14 protein-coding genes are annotated in these 16,517 nt (G+C 61.9%); 5 read left to right on the top strand and 9 right to left on the bottom strand.

Annotation, left to right across the window (positions count from 1 at the left end):
- The 9 genes from NKI08_RS18005 to NKI08_RS17965 all read right to left on the bottom strand — a co-directional run bounded on the left by NKI08_RS18005 (window position 1) and on the right by NKI08_RS17965 (window position 9,692).
- Window positions 1-888 carry a branched-chain amino acid ABC transporter permease gene (locus NKI08_RS18005; protein ID WP_352472487.1) on the bottom strand — a complete coding sequence of 296 codons (888 nt, stop codon included), beginning with the start codon at window positions 886-888 and terminating at the stop codon, window positions 1-3.
- Between the two features lie 7 nt (window positions 889-895).
- Window positions 896-1,606 (bottom strand): ABC transporter ATP-binding protein, encoded by a 711-nt coding sequence (locus NKI08_RS18000; protein WP_352472486.1) that lies wholly within the window; start codon window positions 1,604-1,606, stop codon window positions 896-898.
- Entirely contained in the window at window positions 1,599-2,372 is a 774-nt protein-coding gene (locus tag NKI08_RS17995; protein WP_352501371.1) for an ABC transporter ATP-binding protein, read from the bottom strand. Before NKI08_RS17995 ends, NKI08_RS18000 begins: the two co-directional genes overlap by 8 nt.
- Before the next feature lie 11 nt (window positions 2,373-2,383).
- Window positions 2,384-3,592, bottom strand: a complete 1,209-nt coding sequence (locus NKI08_RS17990; protein ID WP_352771224.1) for an ABC transporter substrate-binding protein — start codon at window positions 3,590-3,592, stop codon at window positions 2,384-2,386.
- Between the two features lie 312 nt (window positions 3,593-3,904).
- Complete coding sequence (locus NKI08_RS17985; RefSeq protein ID WP_352771222.1) at window positions 3,905-4,897, bottom strand: ABC transporter ATP-binding protein; 993 nt, start codon at window positions 4,895-4,897, stop codon at window positions 3,905-3,907.
- Entirely contained in the window at window positions 4,894-5,919 is a 1,026-nt protein-coding gene (locus tag NKI08_RS17980; RefSeq protein ID WP_352472482.1) for an ABC transporter ATP-binding protein, read from the bottom strand. The genes NKI08_RS17985 and NKI08_RS17980 overlap by 4 nt, the downstream gene beginning before the upstream one ends.
- A complete protein-coding gene (locus tag NKI08_RS17975; protein WP_352771220.1) occupies window positions 5,909-6,883 on the bottom strand; it encodes an ABC transporter permease in 975 nt (324 codons plus the stop codon). The genes NKI08_RS17980 and NKI08_RS17975 overlap by 11 nt, the downstream gene beginning before the upstream one ends.
- Entirely contained in the window at window positions 6,883-7,911 is a 1,029-nt protein-coding gene (locus NKI08_RS17970) for an ABC transporter permease (RefSeq protein WP_352501374.1), read from the bottom strand. The genes NKI08_RS17975 and NKI08_RS17970 overlap by 1 nt, the downstream gene beginning before the upstream one ends.
- A 107-nt stretch (window positions 7,912-8,018) precedes the next feature.
- Complete coding sequence (locus NKI08_RS17965; RefSeq protein ID WP_352771217.1) at window positions 8,019-9,692, bottom strand: ABC transporter substrate-binding protein; 1,674 nt, start codon at window positions 9,690-9,692, stop codon at window positions 8,019-8,021.
- 299 nt (window positions 9,693-9,991) lie between these two features.
- Between NKI08_RS17965 and NKI08_RS17960 the strand changes: the two genes are divergently transcribed.
- The 5 genes from NKI08_RS17960 (at window position 9,992) to nadE (ending at window position 16,514) form a co-directional block, all read left to right on the top strand.
- The gene (locus NKI08_RS17960; protein ID WP_245274646.1) at window positions 9,992-10,717 is read left to right on the top strand and encodes a LuxR family transcriptional regulator; all 726 of its coding nucleotides are present in this window, start codon (window positions 9,992-9,994) and stop codon (window positions 10,715-10,717) included.
- 173 nt (window positions 10,718-10,890) lie between these two features.
- Window positions 10,891-11,790, top strand: a complete 900-nt coding sequence (locus tag NKI08_RS17955; protein ID WP_352771215.1) for a proline iminopeptidase-family hydrolase — start codon at window positions 10,891-10,893, stop codon at window positions 11,788-11,790.
- Between the two features lie 504 nt (window positions 11,791-12,294).
- A complete protein-coding gene (locus NKI08_RS17950) occupies window positions 12,295-12,543 on the top strand; it encodes a hypothetical protein (RefSeq protein WP_352501378.1) in 249 nt (82 codons plus the stop codon).
- Window positions 12,544-12,795: 252 nt separating this feature from the next.
- Entirely contained in the window at window positions 12,796-15,534 is a 2,739-nt protein-coding gene (locus tag NKI08_RS17945) for an AMP-binding protein (protein WP_502899640.1), read from the top strand.
- Window positions 15,531-16,514, top strand: a complete 984-nt coding sequence (nadE, locus tag NKI08_RS17940; RefSeq protein WP_352541734.1) for an NAD(+) synthase — start codon at window positions 15,531-15,533, stop codon at window positions 16,512-16,514. Before NKI08_RS17945 ends, nadE begins: the two co-directional genes overlap by 4 nt.
- Window positions 16,515-16,517: the final 3 nt, after the last annotated feature.

Genomic DNA, 16,517 nt, shown 5'->3' with positions numbered 1-16,517 from the left:
TCAGGCATCCCTTCCGAACAGGCCGGCTGGCCGGACCAGAAGCACGATTGCCATGATGACGAAGACCACCAGATTGGAGGCTTCGGGATAGAAGACCTTGGTCAGGCCTTCGGCGAGGCCAAGCATGTAACCGGTGACGATCGCCCCGAGGATCGATCCCATGCCGCCGACCACGACGACGGCGAAGACGACGATGATGAGGTCAGATCCCATCAGCGGGCTCACCTGATAGATCGGCGCGGCGAGAACCCCTGCAAGTCCGGCAAGAGCGGCGCCGAGGCCGTAGGTGAGGGTCAGCAGCAACGGCACGTTGACGCCGAAAGCCTGCACCAGGCCGGGGTTCTCCGTCGCCGCGCGCAGATAGGAGCCCAGCCTGGTCTTCTCGATCAGCGCCCAGGTGCCGAAACAGACGACCATCGAGGCGACCACCACCCAGCCGCGATAATTGGGCAGGAACATGAAGCCGAGATTGGTTCCCCCGGAGAGCAGCGGCGGCACGGAATAAGGACTTCCCGATACGCCATAGTAGTAACGGAACACCCCTTCGAGCACGAGCGCGAGGCCAAAGGTGAAAAGCAGCCCGTAAAGCGGGTCGATGCCGTAAAGCCTCGACAGCGCCAGGCGCTCGACCACGACGCCGAAGCCGCCGACGATCAGCGGCGACAGGATCAGAGCCGGCCAGTAGCCGATGCCGAAGCGGGTGAGAAGCAGGTACCCGACGAAGGCGCCGAGCATATAGAGCGCGCCGTGGGCAAAATTGATGACGCGCAACAGGCCGAATATGACAGCCAGGCCCAGGCTCAACATTGCGTAGAACGAGCCGTTGATGAGGCCGACCAGCAATTGGCCGAGGAATGCCTGAACGGGTATCCCGAAGATCATCGTCATGGCGCCATCATACACCCAGCACTTCATGCAGCAGCGTCATGCGATCCGGCAGTTCGCCGACCGGAAAGCCCGCCACGACCTTGCCGTGCTCCATCAGGTAGAAACGGTCGGTGACGCGGCTGGCAAAGCGGAAATTCTGCTCGACCAGCAGGATCGTCATGCCGCGCTTTTTCATCGTCGCCAGCAGATCGCCGATGCGCTGCACAATGACCGGAGCCAGGCCCTCGGTCGGCTCATCGAGAAGCAGCATTTTCACGCCGGTTCTGAGCATGCGCGCGATCGCCAGCATCTGCTGCTCGCCGCCCGACAGCCTGGTGCCCGGGCTGTTGCGGCGCTCCTTCAGATTGGGGAAAAGATCGAATATTTCCTGCACGCTCATGCCGCCCTCGGCGACGATCGGCGGCAGAACCAGATTCTCGTCCACGGTCAGCGTCGCAAAGATGCCGCGTTCCTCCGGCACCAGGCCGATGCCTTGATGCGCGGTCCGGTGCAATGGCAGGCGCATCAGATCCTTGCCGTCGAAAAAAATCTGGCCGGTCCGCTGGCGGATCAGCCCGATAATGGCGCGCAATGTCGTGGTCTTGCCGACGCCGTTGCGGCCCAGCAACGTCACAGTTTCACCTGGAAAGACCTCAAGATCGACGCCGTGCAGCGCATGGCTCTCGCCATACCAGGCGTTGAGGCCGCGGACTGCGAGAAGCGGCGCGGCGTCACTCATCGGCGGTGCCCATATAGGCGATCCTCACCCGCTCGTCGCGGCTGACCGTGGAGTAGTCGCCGGCGGCAAGGATTTCGCCGCGCTGCATGACGGTTATCCAGTCGCAAAGATCGGCTACAACAGTCAGATTGTGCTCGACCATCAGCACCGCACGCTCCCTGGCGACCGAGCGGATGATGTCGGAAACCGTGCGCACATCCTCATGCCCCATGCCGGCCATCGGCTCGTCGAGCAGCAGCACTTTCGGGTCGAGCGCCAGCGTCGTGGCGATCTCGAGCACGCGTTTCCTGCCATAGGAGAGATCGGCGGCGGGCCTGTTCTTGGCATCGTCGAGGCCGACAGACCGTAAAAGCTCCTCGGCGCGCGGCGTCAACCGATCGAGCACAGACAGCGAGCGCCAGAACTGAACGCTGAGTCCGGCCGGTCGCTGCAATGCAACGCGCACATTGTCGAGCACGCTGAGATGCGGAAACACCGCCGAGATCTGGAACGAGCGCACCAGGCCCATCCGCGCGACCTTGGCCGGCGAGGTGCGGGTGATGTCGTGGCCGAGCAGTTCGATCCTGCCGCTGGTCGGCGGCAGGAACTTGGTGAGCAGGTTGAAGACGGTGGTCTTGCCAGCGCCGTTGGGTCCGATCAGCGCGTGGATATTGCCGTGGTAGAGGTCGAGATCGACATTCCTGACCGCAACAAAGCCGGCGAAGTCACGCCGCAAACCGCGGGCGGAAAGCACTACCCGCGGCCCATCCGGTCCAGGCGGCGCCATCGGTCCGCCAATCACTCGCCTGCCGTGGGACAGCCGCTCTCCTTGGGGCTCAGAAACGCCTCGTTACCGGGGATCGTGGCGAGCGGTTTGTAATAGTCCCACTCCTTGGTGCTCTCGCTCGGCGACTTGACCTGATAAAGATACATGTCGTGAACCATGTTGCCGTCGGCCTGCACTTTGCCGTTCGCCGTAAAGACATCGTTCACCGGCATCGCATGCAATTCCTTGGCGACCGCCTCGGTTCCATCGGTGCCGGCTTTGTCGATCGCCTTCAAATACTGGGTCACCGCTGAATAGGTGGCGGCCTGGATCATATTCGGCATGCGGTTGGTGCGCTTGAAGAAGCGCTGGGCGAACTCGCGACTCTTGTCGTCGCGATCCCAGTAGAAACCTTCGGTCAGCACCACGCCTTGCGCCGCCTCGAGACCGAGCCCATGCACCTCGGCCAGCGTGAACAGAAGTGCTGCAAGCCGCTGACCGCCCTGCACGATACCGAATTCGGCCGCTTGCTTGATCGAGTTGGAGGTGTCGAGGCCGGCATTCGCCAGGCCGATAACCTTGGCGCCCGACGATTGCGCCTGCAGCAGGAAGGATGAATAGTCGGTCGAGCCGAGCGGGTAACGCACCTCGCCAGCCACCTTGCCGCCATGGCTCTCGACGAACTTTGCGGTCTGCTCCTTCAGCGAATAGCCGAATGCATAATCGACTGTGACGAAGAACCAGCTGTCGCCGCCTTGCTGAACGAGAGCGCCACCAGTCCCCACTGCCTGCGAATGCGTGTCGTAGGCCCAGTGGAAGCCATAGGGCGAGCACTGTTTACCGGTGAGTTCGGTGGTCGCGGCGCCGGTGACGATGTCAATTTTCTTCTTCTCCTTGGAAATTCCCTGGACGGCGAGCGCCACCGAGGAGGTGGTCAGTTCCATGATGGAATCGACCTGTTCGGTGTCATACCACTGCCGCGCAATGTTGGAGGCGGTGTCCGGCTTGTTCTGGTGGTCGGCGCTGACGATCTCGATCGGCGAGCCTTGTACCTTGCCGCCGAAATCCTCGACCGCCATCTTGGCGGCCTCAACCGACCACTTGCCGCCGAAATCGGCATAGACGCCCGACTGGTCGTTGAGAATGCCGATCTTGATCTTGCCGTCGGAAATCTCGGCGGCTGCGGCAGGCATCGCGGTCGCTGCAAGAAGCGCGGCTGAGACCAGGTACGATATCTTCATTGGTGACTTCCTCCCTTATGGTCGACAACCGAGCAACATGTCGGCGGCAGCCTGCTGCAGCACGAAGAGTGGCCTCCCACATTCCGTCCTCGCCGGCGCAAAATCACGCAGCGCTGTACGGCCGCCGTCCTTCAAATCGTAGCATCGCTCGGCAACGCGAGAACAGTTACTTTAGTATTAGGCATCCGCGATGCCCGGCCGCCGAAGCGCAACATAGCGCCGGATCGTGCGGCGTCCAGATCGGCCTCTATTCTCGCCGAAGCAATGATTACGGCTGACGGTCCGGATATCGTTGAACGAGAATTCCCGTAGTCAACCGTCGGCTGGATGATGGCACGCGACCAGGCGGCCCTCGCCAATGCTTTGGAGAAGCGGGCACTCGCTGCGGCAGATCGGGGTGGCAGCTGGGCAACGGGTGTGGAACCGGCACCCCGAGGGTGGGTTCATCGGGCTGGGCAGATCACCCTTGAGCACCAGCCGGCCGCGCCGCGCCCGGTCAATGCTGGGTATCGGCACGGCGGAACGCAGCGCCGCGGTGTAATGGTGTCTGGGCGCCACAAAGACCTCGTCGGTCGGCCCGCTCTCCACGATTGACCCCAGATACATCACCGCCACACGGCTCGAGATTTGACGCACCACGGAAAGATCGTGGGCGATGAACACATAGGTCAAGTTGAACTCCTCGCGCAGGTCGGCGAGCAGATTGACGATCTGCGCCTGGATCGACACGTCGAGCGCCGAGACCGGCTCGTCGGCCACGATCAGCCGTGGCCGCAGCGCCAGCGCGCGGGCGATGCCGATACGCTGGCGCTGGCCGCCGGAGAATTCGTGCGGGTAGCGCGATGCGTGCTGGGGCGACAAGTCGACCCGGCGCAGGAGCTCGGCCACGCGGTCCGCCATTTCCGATGCCGAGAGGCGTTCATGGATGCGGAACGGATCGGCCAGCAGATCGCCGACCCGCCGGCGCGGATTGAGCGAAGCGCTGGGATCCTGAAAGACCATCTGCATCTGCCGCCGCAACGGACGAAGCTGGCGCTGGGAGGCGTCGCTGATGTCGCGGCCCTCGAATTCCAGCGACCCCGAGCTGATTTCGGTCAGACGCACCAGACACCGGCCAAGCGTGGATTTGCCGCAACCGGACTCGCCGACGATGCCGAGGGTCTCCCCGGGCCAGATGTCGAGCGACACCCTATCAACCGCATGCACGGTCCGGCGCTGCGCCGGGAAGATCGAGCGGCCGACGCTATAGCGCTTCGACAGGTCGCCGGCACGAAGCAGCGGACGTTCGAGTGGCCTGGCATTCATCGTTGCATCTCCACCACGCCGCCAGGCCTCTGGGCAGCGAATTGTCTGCGCGTAGGCTCCGGCAACAGGCACGCGGCGCGATGGCTCTCGCCTTGCATGATCGGCAGTTGAACCAGACAGGCGTCGTGGCGAAAGGCGCAGCGGGGGCTGAAGGCGCAGCCTTTCGGCAGGTTGGAGAGCGACGGCGGAATTCCCGGAATGGCAGCGAGCCGGGCTGGACGTGGTCCCTCCATCGGCGGGATCGAGCCGAACAAGCCCCATGTGTAGGGATGCAGCGGCGCCCGGAACACGCTGCTCTTGCCGCCCTCCTCGACAAAGCGTCCGCCATACATAACCAGTACCCGGTCCGCGACTTCGGCGACGACGCCAAGATCATGCGTGACCAGGATCACAGCGGAACCGAACTGGTCGCGCAATCGTCCGATCAGTTCGAGGATCTGCGCCTGCACGGTAACATCGAGGGCTGTAGTCGGTTCATCCGCGACGAGCAGCGCCGGGTTGCACGAGAGCGCCATGGCAATCACCGCGCGCTGGCGCATACCGCCGGAAAGCTGGTGCGGGTAGCTGTCGATGACCCGATCCGGATTTGCGATGCCGACCGCATCCAGCAATTGCACGGCCCTCGCCCGTGCCGCTTTCGCCGACACCTTTTCATGCGCGCGGACCTGCTCGCCGATCTGGTTGCCGATCGTATGCACCGGGGTGAGCGCAGACATCGGATCCTGGAAGATCATCGCGATTTGGCGGCCGCGGATGGCATCGAGCGCACGCCGCTTGAGCCCGATCAGCTCCTGTCCCATGAAACGGATGGAACCGGAGACGATAGCGTTGGGGCTGTCGATCAACCCCATAATGGCGAGCAAGGTCTGGCTTTTGCCCGAACCGGATTCGCCGACCACACCGACGATCTCGCGCTGCTCGACGGAGAACGAAACACCTCCCACCGCCCGCACCAGGCCTTCGTCGCTGCGGAAGGAGACAGTGAGGTCCTTGACCACCAGAAGGGGAGCATCAGCCGACATTGCGCGCCCTCGGGTCGATTATGACGAAGACGACGTCGACGACGAAGTTTGCCATCACCACGAAGAAGGCGGCGTAAATCACCGTGGCCAGGATCATCGGCAGATCGAGGGTCTGCAGCGCCTCATACGTCAGTTTTCCGACACCCTGCAATCCGAAGACCACTTCGGTCAACAGCGCGCCGCCGCCGACCAAGGCACCGAAATCGAGGCCGAACATGGTGACGAATGCGACCAAAGAGGTCATGAGGCCATGATGCAGCAGCACCCGGCGTTCGCCGATCCCCTTGGCCCGGGCGGTGCGGATGAAATCCTCCTGCATCATTTCGATCAGGCTTGCCCGCAGCACCCGGCCGTAGAGGCCGACATAAAGGGTTGCCAGCGTGAACCACGGAATGACGAGCGCCTTGAACCAGCCCCAGGGATTCTCGGTCAGGGGGATGTAGCCGAGCGGAGGAACCCAGGAAAACAGCCAGTTGTCGTGCCAGCGGCTTTGCGTCAGCAGGTTGGCGACCTCGCCCAGCCAGAAGACCGGGATCGACACACCTACCAAGCTCAGGATCATCAGCGCGCGATCAATGAATGTACCGCGCGTCGCGCCTGCGATCACACCGACGATCAATCCGCCGAGCACCCACAGCACTGCCGCGCCGCCGACCAGCGACAGCGTCACGGGAATGGCGCTTATCACGGTCGGAATGACACGCTGCCCGCGATTGACGAAGGAGGTGAGATCGCGGCTGACGAAAAGCCGGTTCATCATCACCCCATATTGCACCGGCAATGGCCGGTCGAGACCGAAATCGTGGCGCACCTGGATCAGCGTCTCTTGCGAAGCATTGCGGCCGGCAATGCGCGCCGATGGATCAGCGCCAGGCGTCGCAAAGAAGATCAGGAAAGCGACGACGCTGATACCGAACATAACCAGCACCATCTGGCCAAGCCGGAAGCCGAGCGCGGCAACCACTAGACGCCCCTCGGCGAGGATTTCGGATCGAGCGCGTCGCGCACGCCGTCGCCCAGAATGTTTAGGGCCAGCACCGTGATCACAATGGCTAACCCCGGCGCCAGTGCCACGACCGGCCGCGAATAGAGCAGGCCCTGGCCGTCCTGGATGATCGTGCCCCAGCTGGCATCCGGCGGCTGCACGCCGATCGACAGGAACGACAGCGAGGATTCCGTCATCATGTTGAGCGCCAGGATCAACGGCACGAAAACGATGATGCGGGTCACCACATTGGGCATGATGTCGCGCAAAAGGATGCGCCAGGGCGACGCACCAAGGCCGATCGCCGCGGTCACGAATTCGGCATGCAACAAGGTCAGGACATGGCCGCGGATCGGCCGCGCCACATAGGGCACATAGACGATGCCGATGATGAAGACCGGTAGCCACAGGCTGCCGGAGCGGATTTCGAACGGACCGATCTGGATACTCTGCGCAATCAGCACGATCGACAATGAAATTGCCAACAGGAAAATCGGAAAAGCCCAGAGCACGTCGAGAATGCGCGACAGGCCGATGTCGACGATGCCGCCGAAGAAGCCGGAAACGACCCCAAGGAATGTCGCGAGGACAAGGCACAGCACGGCTGCAGCACCCGAGATCAACAGCGAATCCCGTCCGCCGTAAAGCAGCCGCGCCGCGACGTCACGGCCCTGGTTGTCGGCACCCAGCATATAGGGTCCGATGCGCCAGGTCGGCCCGACCGGCGTCATGCCGAGGCCAAGGCCTTCGGTGGAGGGCTGCAGCACCGGCTGGGTCACCCCATCGACGACGATCTCGCCATTGAGATTGGTCACAAATGGATCGGTGCCGGAGACGTACCGCGCATAAAGCGGCGCCGCGAGCGAGGCGATCACGATGACGACGAGCACGGCGAAGGCAGATATTGCCGAACGATCGCCTTTCAGCTTGCGCCAAGCGGTGCGCCACGGGCCATCGGTGGCCCGGCGAACCGGGATGGCAGGCTGGTCCGCAATGACATTGACCATGAACAGGATTGCCTGGGAAAAATCGCGGCCTGGAAGATGCGCTGATCCGCCGGAAAAGGAAATGCGACGGAGAGCCAGCGGCACTCCGTCGCATTGGCTCCGGTCGGCTATTCCACCCAGGACTGGCTGACAATCCAGTAGAATTGCGGGCTGAAGGTGAAGTTCTTCAGCCTGGAAGAGATCACATCGACGCGCTTTGGCGTGAACAGGACAGCGACCGGAGCCTTGTCCGTCACAGCCTTGTCGATGGCGGTCCAGAGTGTCGCGCCCTTGGCCGGATCGGCGATGGTGGCTGCCTCTGCCTCGTCCATCGATGCGTCGATCGACTTGTCGCAGAACCCCGAAATATTGACCGAGGCGTCGGAGCCCGGCGTAAACGAGGCACAGCTGAACAAGACCTGCAGGAAATTCGATGGCGCCGGGTAATCCTGGAACCATTGCGAGATCGAAATCTGCACCTTGTTATTGGTGTTCTGGATGTAGGTGAACTGTATGTTCTGCGAGATCGGCTTGACCGACGTCTTGTAGCCAAGCTGGTTGAGCACATCCTGCAGGTAGACGCCGATCGCTTTGGAGACCGTGGTGTCCTCGGTGATGATCGTCACCTCCTGACCTGCGGTTCCCGATTCAGCGACCAATTGCTTGGCCGTGTCCATATCCGGTGCTGACCACTTCTCGCCCGGATTGGCGGTGAACGGGCAATAGGCCGCAAATGACGGGAAGCCCGGTGGCAGGATCTGGCAGGCCGGCTGCGCCAGATTGCTGCCGCCGAACAGCTTGACGATCGCGGCGCGGTCGATCGCGAAGTTCACTGCCTGGCGAACGCGGATGTCGTTGAACGGCGCCAGATTGGTGTTCATCGGCGCGTACCACATCGCTGTCAGCGGATGAACCGTGACCTGCTTGGCATATTTGGTGCCGAGTTCGGCGAGACGGTCGGACGGCGGCGGGTCGAACATCCAGTCCGCCTGGCCGTTCTCGACAGCGGTCACCGCCGCCTCGTCGGTTAGGCCGAATTCGTAGTCGATCTCGTCCGGATATCCGGCCGGCTGCGCTTCCTTGCTCCATTCCTTGAAATGAGGGTTGCGCACAATCTTCATCAGCTTGTTGGGATCGTAGCTGGCGATCATGTAGGGTCCGGTGCCCGGGATCGGATCGGTGCCGGCGTCCTTCAGCGGCGCGCTCGCCGGCAGGATCGACGCGTGCGGAACAGCCAGCTTCTGCAGGAACTCGGCATCCGGCTGGACCAGATTGAAGGTAATGTTTCCGGCGGCGTCGTCGACTGACAGGCCACCTTCGAGGGTACACGTCGCAGGCGTCTTCAAGCACGCATCCGCGCCGACGATGCCTTTGTAGAAGGTCCCGGCCGTCGGCCCGCTGATCTTGAAGATGCGTTGGAACGAAGCCACCACGTCCTTCGTGGTGACATCCGAGCCATCCGCGAATTTGATGCCCTTGCGCAGCTTGAAGACGTAGGTCTTGCCGCCGTTCTCGACCTGCGGGAGGCTTTCCGCCAGGTCCGCGACGACTTCGAAGCCGGTCTTGTCCCCGGCCTTCTTGTAGGTCACCAAGCCATCGTAGAGGACATAATTGATCTGGAAATACTGCAGCGTGTAGTTGATGTGCGGATCGGCGGTGCCTGCCGCGGCATTGGCCAGCAGTCGGAGTGTGCCGCCTGGCTTGCCCTCGGTGGCCAGGGCACTGTTTGCCGGCGACATCATGGACACGCCGAGCAGAGCCAGGCAGGGCATCAACGCTGCAAATGCTTTTTGGGGTCGCATATTTGTTCCCTCATGGAGGCGTCTCGGCTTTTGCCGCGCTGAACCCGCTCGATCGACCATTGCGCGGCTGAAACAGTCTGGGTTTGCGAACGGTGTCCGCTACTTGGCCCAATCGCAAAAGACTACGGCGAGCGAAGCCGGACGGGATAGCTATTAAGATAGATAGGGTCGGACAGGCTTATCCCCGCCTATTTGTTGAGCAGCCGGCCGACATGGCTATTTGACAAGCAATCATCAGCGGGTAAGCTTGCCCGATGCAAAGCCTTCCAGGCGATCTAGAGAGCCGGTTCCAAACCGGAATGAGCATCGACGCTGCCATGGCGGTGGCAACGGAGGTGCTGGAGCCTATCGGTTTCACCGCATTCATCTACGACTATACGCCCGTGCCGGTCAGTCACAAGGGCGAGCTTATCACGCCCTCGTTGATGGCTCTGCGCAACGTGCCGCGCGACATGCAGGATCTCTGGTGCAAGGGCGGATATTATCAGCTTGACCCGGTGCAGGAGGCCGCGCTCACCGTATCGAGACCGTTTCTCTGGTCGCACAGCGGCGTTCAGAGCACCGTCATGCAGCGCGTGCTCCAGTCCAAGCACGATCCTGTGGTCAGCTATTTGCTTGACACCAGGATGACCTGCGGCGTCACCGTACCCATTCGCCTTGCCGGCGGCGATCTCGCCACCTTCACTGCGATCCGTGCCGATCCGGAGGCCGGGTTCGAGCTCGAAGCCAGACCCTTGATCGCCGAGATCGGAGATCTGGGTCATCTGCTGCATGACTCCGCCTACGCCGGTTTCGACGCCGGAATCCGCACCTGCCAACATGTCCATCTGACGTCGCGCGAACGTCAGTGCCTGCGCCTGGCCGCTGCCGGACTGACGGCCAAGCAGGTTGCGCGTGAGATTGGCCGCGCGGTGCCTACCGCAACGCTGCACCTCAACGCGGCGACGCGAAAGCTTGGCGCGCGCAACCGCTTCCATGCCATCGCGCTCGCCGCCCATTACCGGCTGCTCGAACCGGAGCATTGAGGCTCGCGACCTGCGGGCGATCGGCCTTGCCTCGGGCGAACCCATAACCGGCGAACCTATAAATAGTGCTAGCTGTAAATGCGCTGGGCCGCTTAGTACCGTCGGCCGCAAACAAGGCTTGGGAGGGGTGCACCAAAGTGGCTCCTGCCGCGCCATGATGCGGAGCTTGGACTGTGACGGCACATGCGATCACCGAAGGATTTAGCGACTACAAGGGCTATCGCACCTGGTACCGTGTGACCGGGGACATCGGGTCGGGCAAGCTGCCCCTGGTCGTCGCTCATGGTGGACCGGGCTGCACCCACGACTATGTGGACTCATTCAAGGAGCTTGCCGGAACCGGGCGAGCCGTCATCCACTACGATCAGATCGGCAACGGCAAATCGACCCATCTGCCGGACAAGGGCGGCGACTTCTGGACCGTCGATTTCTTCCTGGGCGAACTCGATGCGTTGCTCGCCCATCTCAGCATTGCCGGCCATTATGCACTGCTCGGCCAGTCCTGGGGCGGCATACTCTCGACCGAGCACGCCGTGCGCCGCCCTGAGGGGCTCAAGGCATTGATCCTGGCCAATTCGCTGGCCTCGATGGCGCTGTGGGTGGAAGGAGCCCGGCAATTGCGCGCCGAGTTGCCAGCCGATGTGCAAAGTGCGCTCGACCGGCACGAAGCGGCGGGAACCACCGATCACCCCGGATATGTTGCGGCGACGAAGGCTTTCTACGACCGTCATGTCTGTCGCGTCGTTCCGATGCCGCCAGAGGTCGCCCGGACATTTGCGGCAATCGAGGAAGATCCGACCGTCTATCACACCATGAACGGTCCCAATGAGTTCCACGTCATCGGCACGATGCGGAACTGGACCATCGTCGACCGCCTGCATCGGATCGAGGCGCCGACCCTGGTTTTCCGCGGCTTCTACGACGAAGCGACCGAGGCCTGCGTCCAGCCCTTTCTGGATCTTATCCCGTACGTTGAAGGCCTGGTCTTCCCGAATTCCAGCCACATGCCGCATGTGGAGGAAAAGCACGACTGCCTCAGCGCCGTCGGGCGCTTCCTGGCCAAATACGATTGACGTTCCAGCACCAGGCCTTCTGTTCCAACGGATCGTCGACACGACGCAGTCGTCGTGAGGCACATTCAGAAAACCTCGAACCGTCGTCCCATTTCTCCGCCGACGCATATTGTTATGCCTCGGTGATGGCGACGCCACGCTATGTGGATGTCCCGCAAAGGCCTGCAGGGTCGTCCGATGAGGCCAAATCACGGGCAGAATGCCAGATCACGGACAGCATACACGGACAGCATAAAGGAGCCCATTCGAGCGCCTTTTCCATTGCCCGCGGAGGCGGAGGCCTAAACGTTGCGGCGCAGATTGGCATGTCGCCGGCATGGCCGCAATCAGCCTGCCTTCCCCTGAACTGGCATCCCGTCGCTGAAAAACCTGACGGATACGGAGGACCAAGTTGCCGGTGGGTACGGAAAGTATCGGACCCAAAGTTTCGCCAAGCAGTTGCAACCGAATTCATTAGCCGGCGTTAAAGTGCGGGTGATCTAGCGGGGGCATGGGGAGGCTTTCATGCAGACGTATCTCGTCGAGCGTATGGACGGCGACGATGTTATCTCGGTGCGCGTTGTCAACGCGCCGAGTCCGTTCAGAGCCGCAGCCATGATGACGGACGGGCGTATTACCTTCCGAACGTGGGAAAAGGATTGGATCCGCGTGACCGACGAAAATCGGGGACAGATCTATGCATATTGTTTCGTCCCCGGCAGCTATTCCGATACCGAAGCATCGCCGGTATCGCGCGGGAGAACCACCGAATAGGCAATATGCCTGAATAGCGGCAATTCCATCTTCGACCCCACCGTGGTCTTCGAGCCCGCCTTGGCATGTGTCCGTGTCATGCGCACCACAACAGCCAGCGAGCCCGGCATGATTGGTTCGGCCGGTGGCTTGCGAAACAGGCGAAGTGACTAACCAAGCGTCCTTGAGGAAGATCGGGGCATCATCAGAATGATCGATGAAAAGATTGGGGCGGGGGGCGATAAGTGACCCTAATCTTAGCGTAGGCAACTCATGTCTTCGGCATATTTGGGATCAGAAGTCGCGGATCAGGATCTAGCGGTGGATTGTCAGACAACGACCTCCGATAATTGGTCAAGTGTCCCACAATACGCACTGGATCAGGGTGGTCCCGTACTGCGTCCATTTCAAAGATTGGGCGTCGATTTTACCAACATTGCGGCCTTCGATCACCTGAGAAATGTCGTCCGCCAGTACCCCGACAAGCTTGCAATCAGCGACGGCGCCAATCGTCTGACCTATTCCCAGCTCCTCCGGTCAGTCGAGACGCTGTCCCACCAGATCGCGGCGGCCGTCCCAGACGGACAGGCGATAGGGATTCTTCAGGCCAACTCGGCCTGGTATCCCATTGCCATGCTGGCAAGCATGACGGCTGGGCGGCCTTCGGTGCCACTCAACGCGCGAGATCCTAGCTCGCGTATCCTTGAAATCGTGGCCGGGGCGCGGCTCTCAGCTGTCCTGGGCGAGGGCAATGTCCGACCCGATGGTTTGCCTCACCGGGTCAGTTGGATCGATGTGTCGACCAGTGCGGCCTCGCAGGCTGGGCAAGTGCCTCGTTCTTATTCCGTCTCGGTCGATGCGCCCGCCATCGTGCTTTATACGTCAGGGAGTACGGGCCGGCCCAAAGGCATCGTTAACAGCCAGCGCAGCTTGCTGTGCCGGGTCCAGCAATATGTCGATGCGTGCCACATCAACTCGGATGATGTTTTCCTGCCATTGACAGGACCGGCCACAATCGCCGGGTGCCGGGAGATTCTTGCTGCTCTTCTCACCGGCGCCACCTTGCATCTGGTCGAAGTCGAAGCGGTCGGCTTGCGCGCCGTTCAACGCCTGGTGCGATCCGAAGACGTGACAATCACCTATCTGGTGCCGGCACTGCTTCGCGCGCTTATGGCAGACGGACCTGCAGAAGCGTTCCATTCACTCAGAGTCGCCCGGATCGGTGGCGAGAAGGTGCCCTGGATCGACATCGCCCTGCTGCGCAAGGCCGTCTCCGATACGTGCCTTATCCAGATCGGTTATTCGTCAACCGAGACCACCGGCTCGCAATGGTTCCTGCCGCGAGACTGGCCAGAGCATGGAGATTCGGTTCCAGTTGGCTGGCTGCTGCCTGGAATCACCTTCGCAATTGTCGACGAAGCGGGCCGCCGTGTTCAACCGGGCCGCAGCGGAGAGCTTCTGATCAGGAGCCCGTATGTCCTGCTTGGCCATTGGGAGGACGGGGCGGTTGTGCCGGCAACATCAGACCCGCACGATCCAGGCCTTCGGATTTTCGCGACAGGTGACCTCGTTCGACTTGATGATCAAGGCCTACTGCACATCGTCGGTCGCAAGGGGCGCCAGGTAAAAATCAACGGTCGACGCGTCGAGCCTGCCGAACTCGAACGGGTGCTGCGTTGTGCACCCTCTGTCGCGGATGCCGTGGCAATCGTGACGGCCGCGAATGAGCTTGTCGCCTTTGCTGTTCCTCGGCGCTCGGCCGAAGCGACCTTTTCGGACGAGCTTCGCCAGCTTGTCAGGACCAATCTGCCGCCGCCGCTGCGTCCCTTGCGGTTGCACACGATCGCCGAGATTCCGCGTCTGCCGAGCGGCAAAGTCGACATCACGACACTTGCAGAGATGGATCTTTCAGCCAGAGAGACAGCGGCGACCGCGCGTCCGCTCGAGCCGCGAGGCAAGCTGACTGCGCAGCAGGTCGTTCAGCGGGCATGGACCAGCATTCTCAATACGCGCGTAGCGGCAGGACGCTGGGATGACGCCGGAGGAGATTCGCTAAAGCTGCTGCACTGCGTCATGGAAATCGAAAGCGCCATCGGGCAGGAACTCGGCCTTGAGGCCTTCACCGTCGGGATGAGCCTGGAGCAAATGGTCAAGGCGGTCGTGTCCGCCCAGGCAGGCGATCAAAGCGCGCGCGCCCAGAAGCACGACCCTCCCGTTCTTTTTCTGTTCCCGGGGTCCGTCGGCTATGGCCCGAGCCTTGCTGCCTTTGCAGCAGCGATGGGCAAGGTGACCCGTGTTGCCCCGATCAGGTATCCGGCCCTGGCTATGATACTGCGCGGACAAGACAGCCTCGCCGATATGGCCGACGCCGCCGTCGACCAGATCCGCCGCGCCCAACCCTCGGGCCATGTACGACTTCTCGGCCATTCGCTCGGCGGCGCTGTTGCCTTCGAAGTTGCGGCGCGGCTGCTGGCAGCGGGGCGAACCGTAAAGTTCCTCGGCATCCTCGACACCAGCCTCGTCGGGGAGCGAAGCGCCCGCTGGGAGACGTTTACGCGCACAGTCAATCGAATCCGAACCAACCGCGTGTCCGCTTACCGGATGGCTTGCCGCGCCCTCGCGAAAGTTGCCGTGGCAATGAAGCGTGAGGCACAACTGGTCCAGTTTCTCGACCGCTTCGCTCAAGGACAGTTCAACGCGACGAGCTTTAGAACCAAACTGGAACTGCAAGAGGTTTTGCGGGCGCGAGCTTTCTTCCAGTGGGTGGCAGAGCCAAAGCCGGCTCTGCCGATCACAGGCACCCTGTTCCGCTGTGCTCGACCCGGAATGCCTCTGGCAATCGGCTGGGATAACGTCTTCGCCCATCTGGACGTGATTCCGATCGTCGGCAGCCACATCGATCTGGTTGTAGAGCCTCACCTTACCACCAATCGTCCCCTTATCGAGAAAGCGGTGGCGAAAACCTATTCGCCAATCGAGTCTCGCAAACTGGAGTACAAGCCATCGACCTGATCTCATCATTCGGCAAAGACGCCCTGGTGCTCGACGCTGGCGCGGAAGTCGATCGCATCGTCCAGATCTTGCGCCAGCAGGTCCTTGGCACGCTGCGACGTCGAGGCGTGGTGGTCGGCCTCTCAGGCGGCATCGACAGCTCCGTCGTTGCGGCGTTGTGTGTTCGCGCCTTTGGGAAAGGCAAGGTCCTCGGGATATTCATGCCGGAGCGCCATTCCTCCGGCGACTCACTGAGGCTCGGCCGCATTGTCGCCGCACACCTTGGTATCGAAACGATCCTGGAGGATATGACGCCGGCCCTGGAAGCGATCGGCGCCTACAGACGACAGACCGAAGCAATCCAGACCGTCGTTCCCGAATATGGGGACGGCTGGAAATGCAAGCTGGTGCTCGCCTCGGTTCTCGAGAGCAACGGTCTCAACATCACGCGCCTCACGGTTCAGGACCCCGAGGGCAGGACCGACACAGTGCGCCTGCCGTCGGCAGCCTATCTGCAGATCGTCGCTGCAACCAACTACAAGCAGCGCCTGCGCAAGATGACCGAATATTACCATGCCGACCGCCTCAACTACGCGGTAGCGGGCACGCCGAACCGCCTGGAGTACGACCAGGGCTTCTTCGTCAAGCAGGGCGACGGAATTGCCGACCTGATGCCAATCGTCCACCTCTACAAGACCCAGGTCTACCAATTGGCCGAATATCTTGGGGTGGACGAAGAGGTCCGGCGCAGACCGCCCACCACGGACACCTTCTCGATGGCGCAGAGTCAGGAGGAGTTCTACTTCGCGCTTCCTTATTATCTGATGGATCTGTGCCTCTACGGCTTGAACCATGGGATCGCCGACGAAGACGTCGCTGAGGCAACCAGCCTCACGGTGATGCAGGTCCAGAAGGTTTTCAAGGATATCGACAGCAAGCGGCGCGTCGCACGTTATCTTCACGCGCGGCCGTTGGTGTCCTCTTCAATGGGCGAGGGCTAGGGC

Origin of the sequence: Mesorhizobium sp. M0768 (assembly GCF_040320195.1) — a bacterium.
In the GTDB taxonomy this organism is placed as follows: Bacteria; Pseudomonadota; Alphaproteobacteria; order Rhizobiales; family Rhizobiaceae; genus Mesorhizobium.
Note: the sequence above shows the minus strand (reverse complement) of the source record. Positions and strands in the feature narration are given on the sequence as shown.

What these genes read in the sequence shown, in the direction of transcription:
- NKI08_RS17950 (WP_352501378.1), top strand. Translation starts at nt 12,295, where the DNA reads ATGCAGACGTATCTCGTCGAGCGTATGGACGGCGACGATGTTATCTCG.
- NKI08_RS17945 (WP_502899640.1), top strand. Translation starts at nt 12,796, where the DNA reads ATGTCTTCGGCATATTTGGGATCAGAAGTCGCGGATCAGGATCTAGCG.
- NKI08_RS17980 (WP_352472482.1), bottom strand. Translation starts at nt 5,919, where the DNA reads ATGTCGGCTGATGCTCCCCTTCTGGTGGTCAAGGACCTCACTGTCTCC.
- NKI08_RS18000 (WP_352472486.1), bottom strand. Translation starts at nt 1,606, where the DNA reads ATGAGTGACGCCGCGCCGCTTCTCGCAGTCCGCGGCCTCAACGCCTGG.
- NKI08_RS17965 (WP_352771217.1), bottom strand. Translation starts at nt 9,692, where the DNA reads ATGCGACCCCAAAAAGCATTTGCAGCGTTGATGCCCTGCCTGGCTCTG.
- NKI08_RS18005 (WP_352472487.1), bottom strand. Translation starts at nt 888, where the DNA reads ATGACGATGATCTTCGGGATACCCGTTCAGGCATTCCTCGGCCAATTG.
- NKI08_RS17960 (WP_245274646.1), top strand. Translation starts at nt 9,992, where the DNA reads ATGAGCATCGACGCTGCCATGGCGGTGGCAACGGAGGTGCTGGAGCCT.
- NKI08_RS17985 (WP_352771222.1), bottom strand. Translation starts at nt 4,897, where the DNA reads ATGAATGCCAGGCCACTCGAACGTCCGCTGCTTCGTGCCGGCGACCTG.
- NKI08_RS17990 (WP_352771224.1), bottom strand. Translation starts at nt 3,592, where the DNA reads ATGAAGATATCGTACCTGGTCTCAGCCGCGCTTCTTGCAGCGACCGCG.
- NKI08_RS17970 (WP_352501374.1), bottom strand. Translation starts at nt 7,911, where the DNA reads ATGGTCAATGTCATTGCGGACCAGCCTGCCATCCCGGTTCGCCGGGCC.
- NKI08_RS17995 (WP_352501371.1), bottom strand. Translation starts at nt 2,372, where the DNA reads ATGGCGCCGCCTGGACCGGATGGGCCGCGGGTAGTGCTTTCCGCCCGC.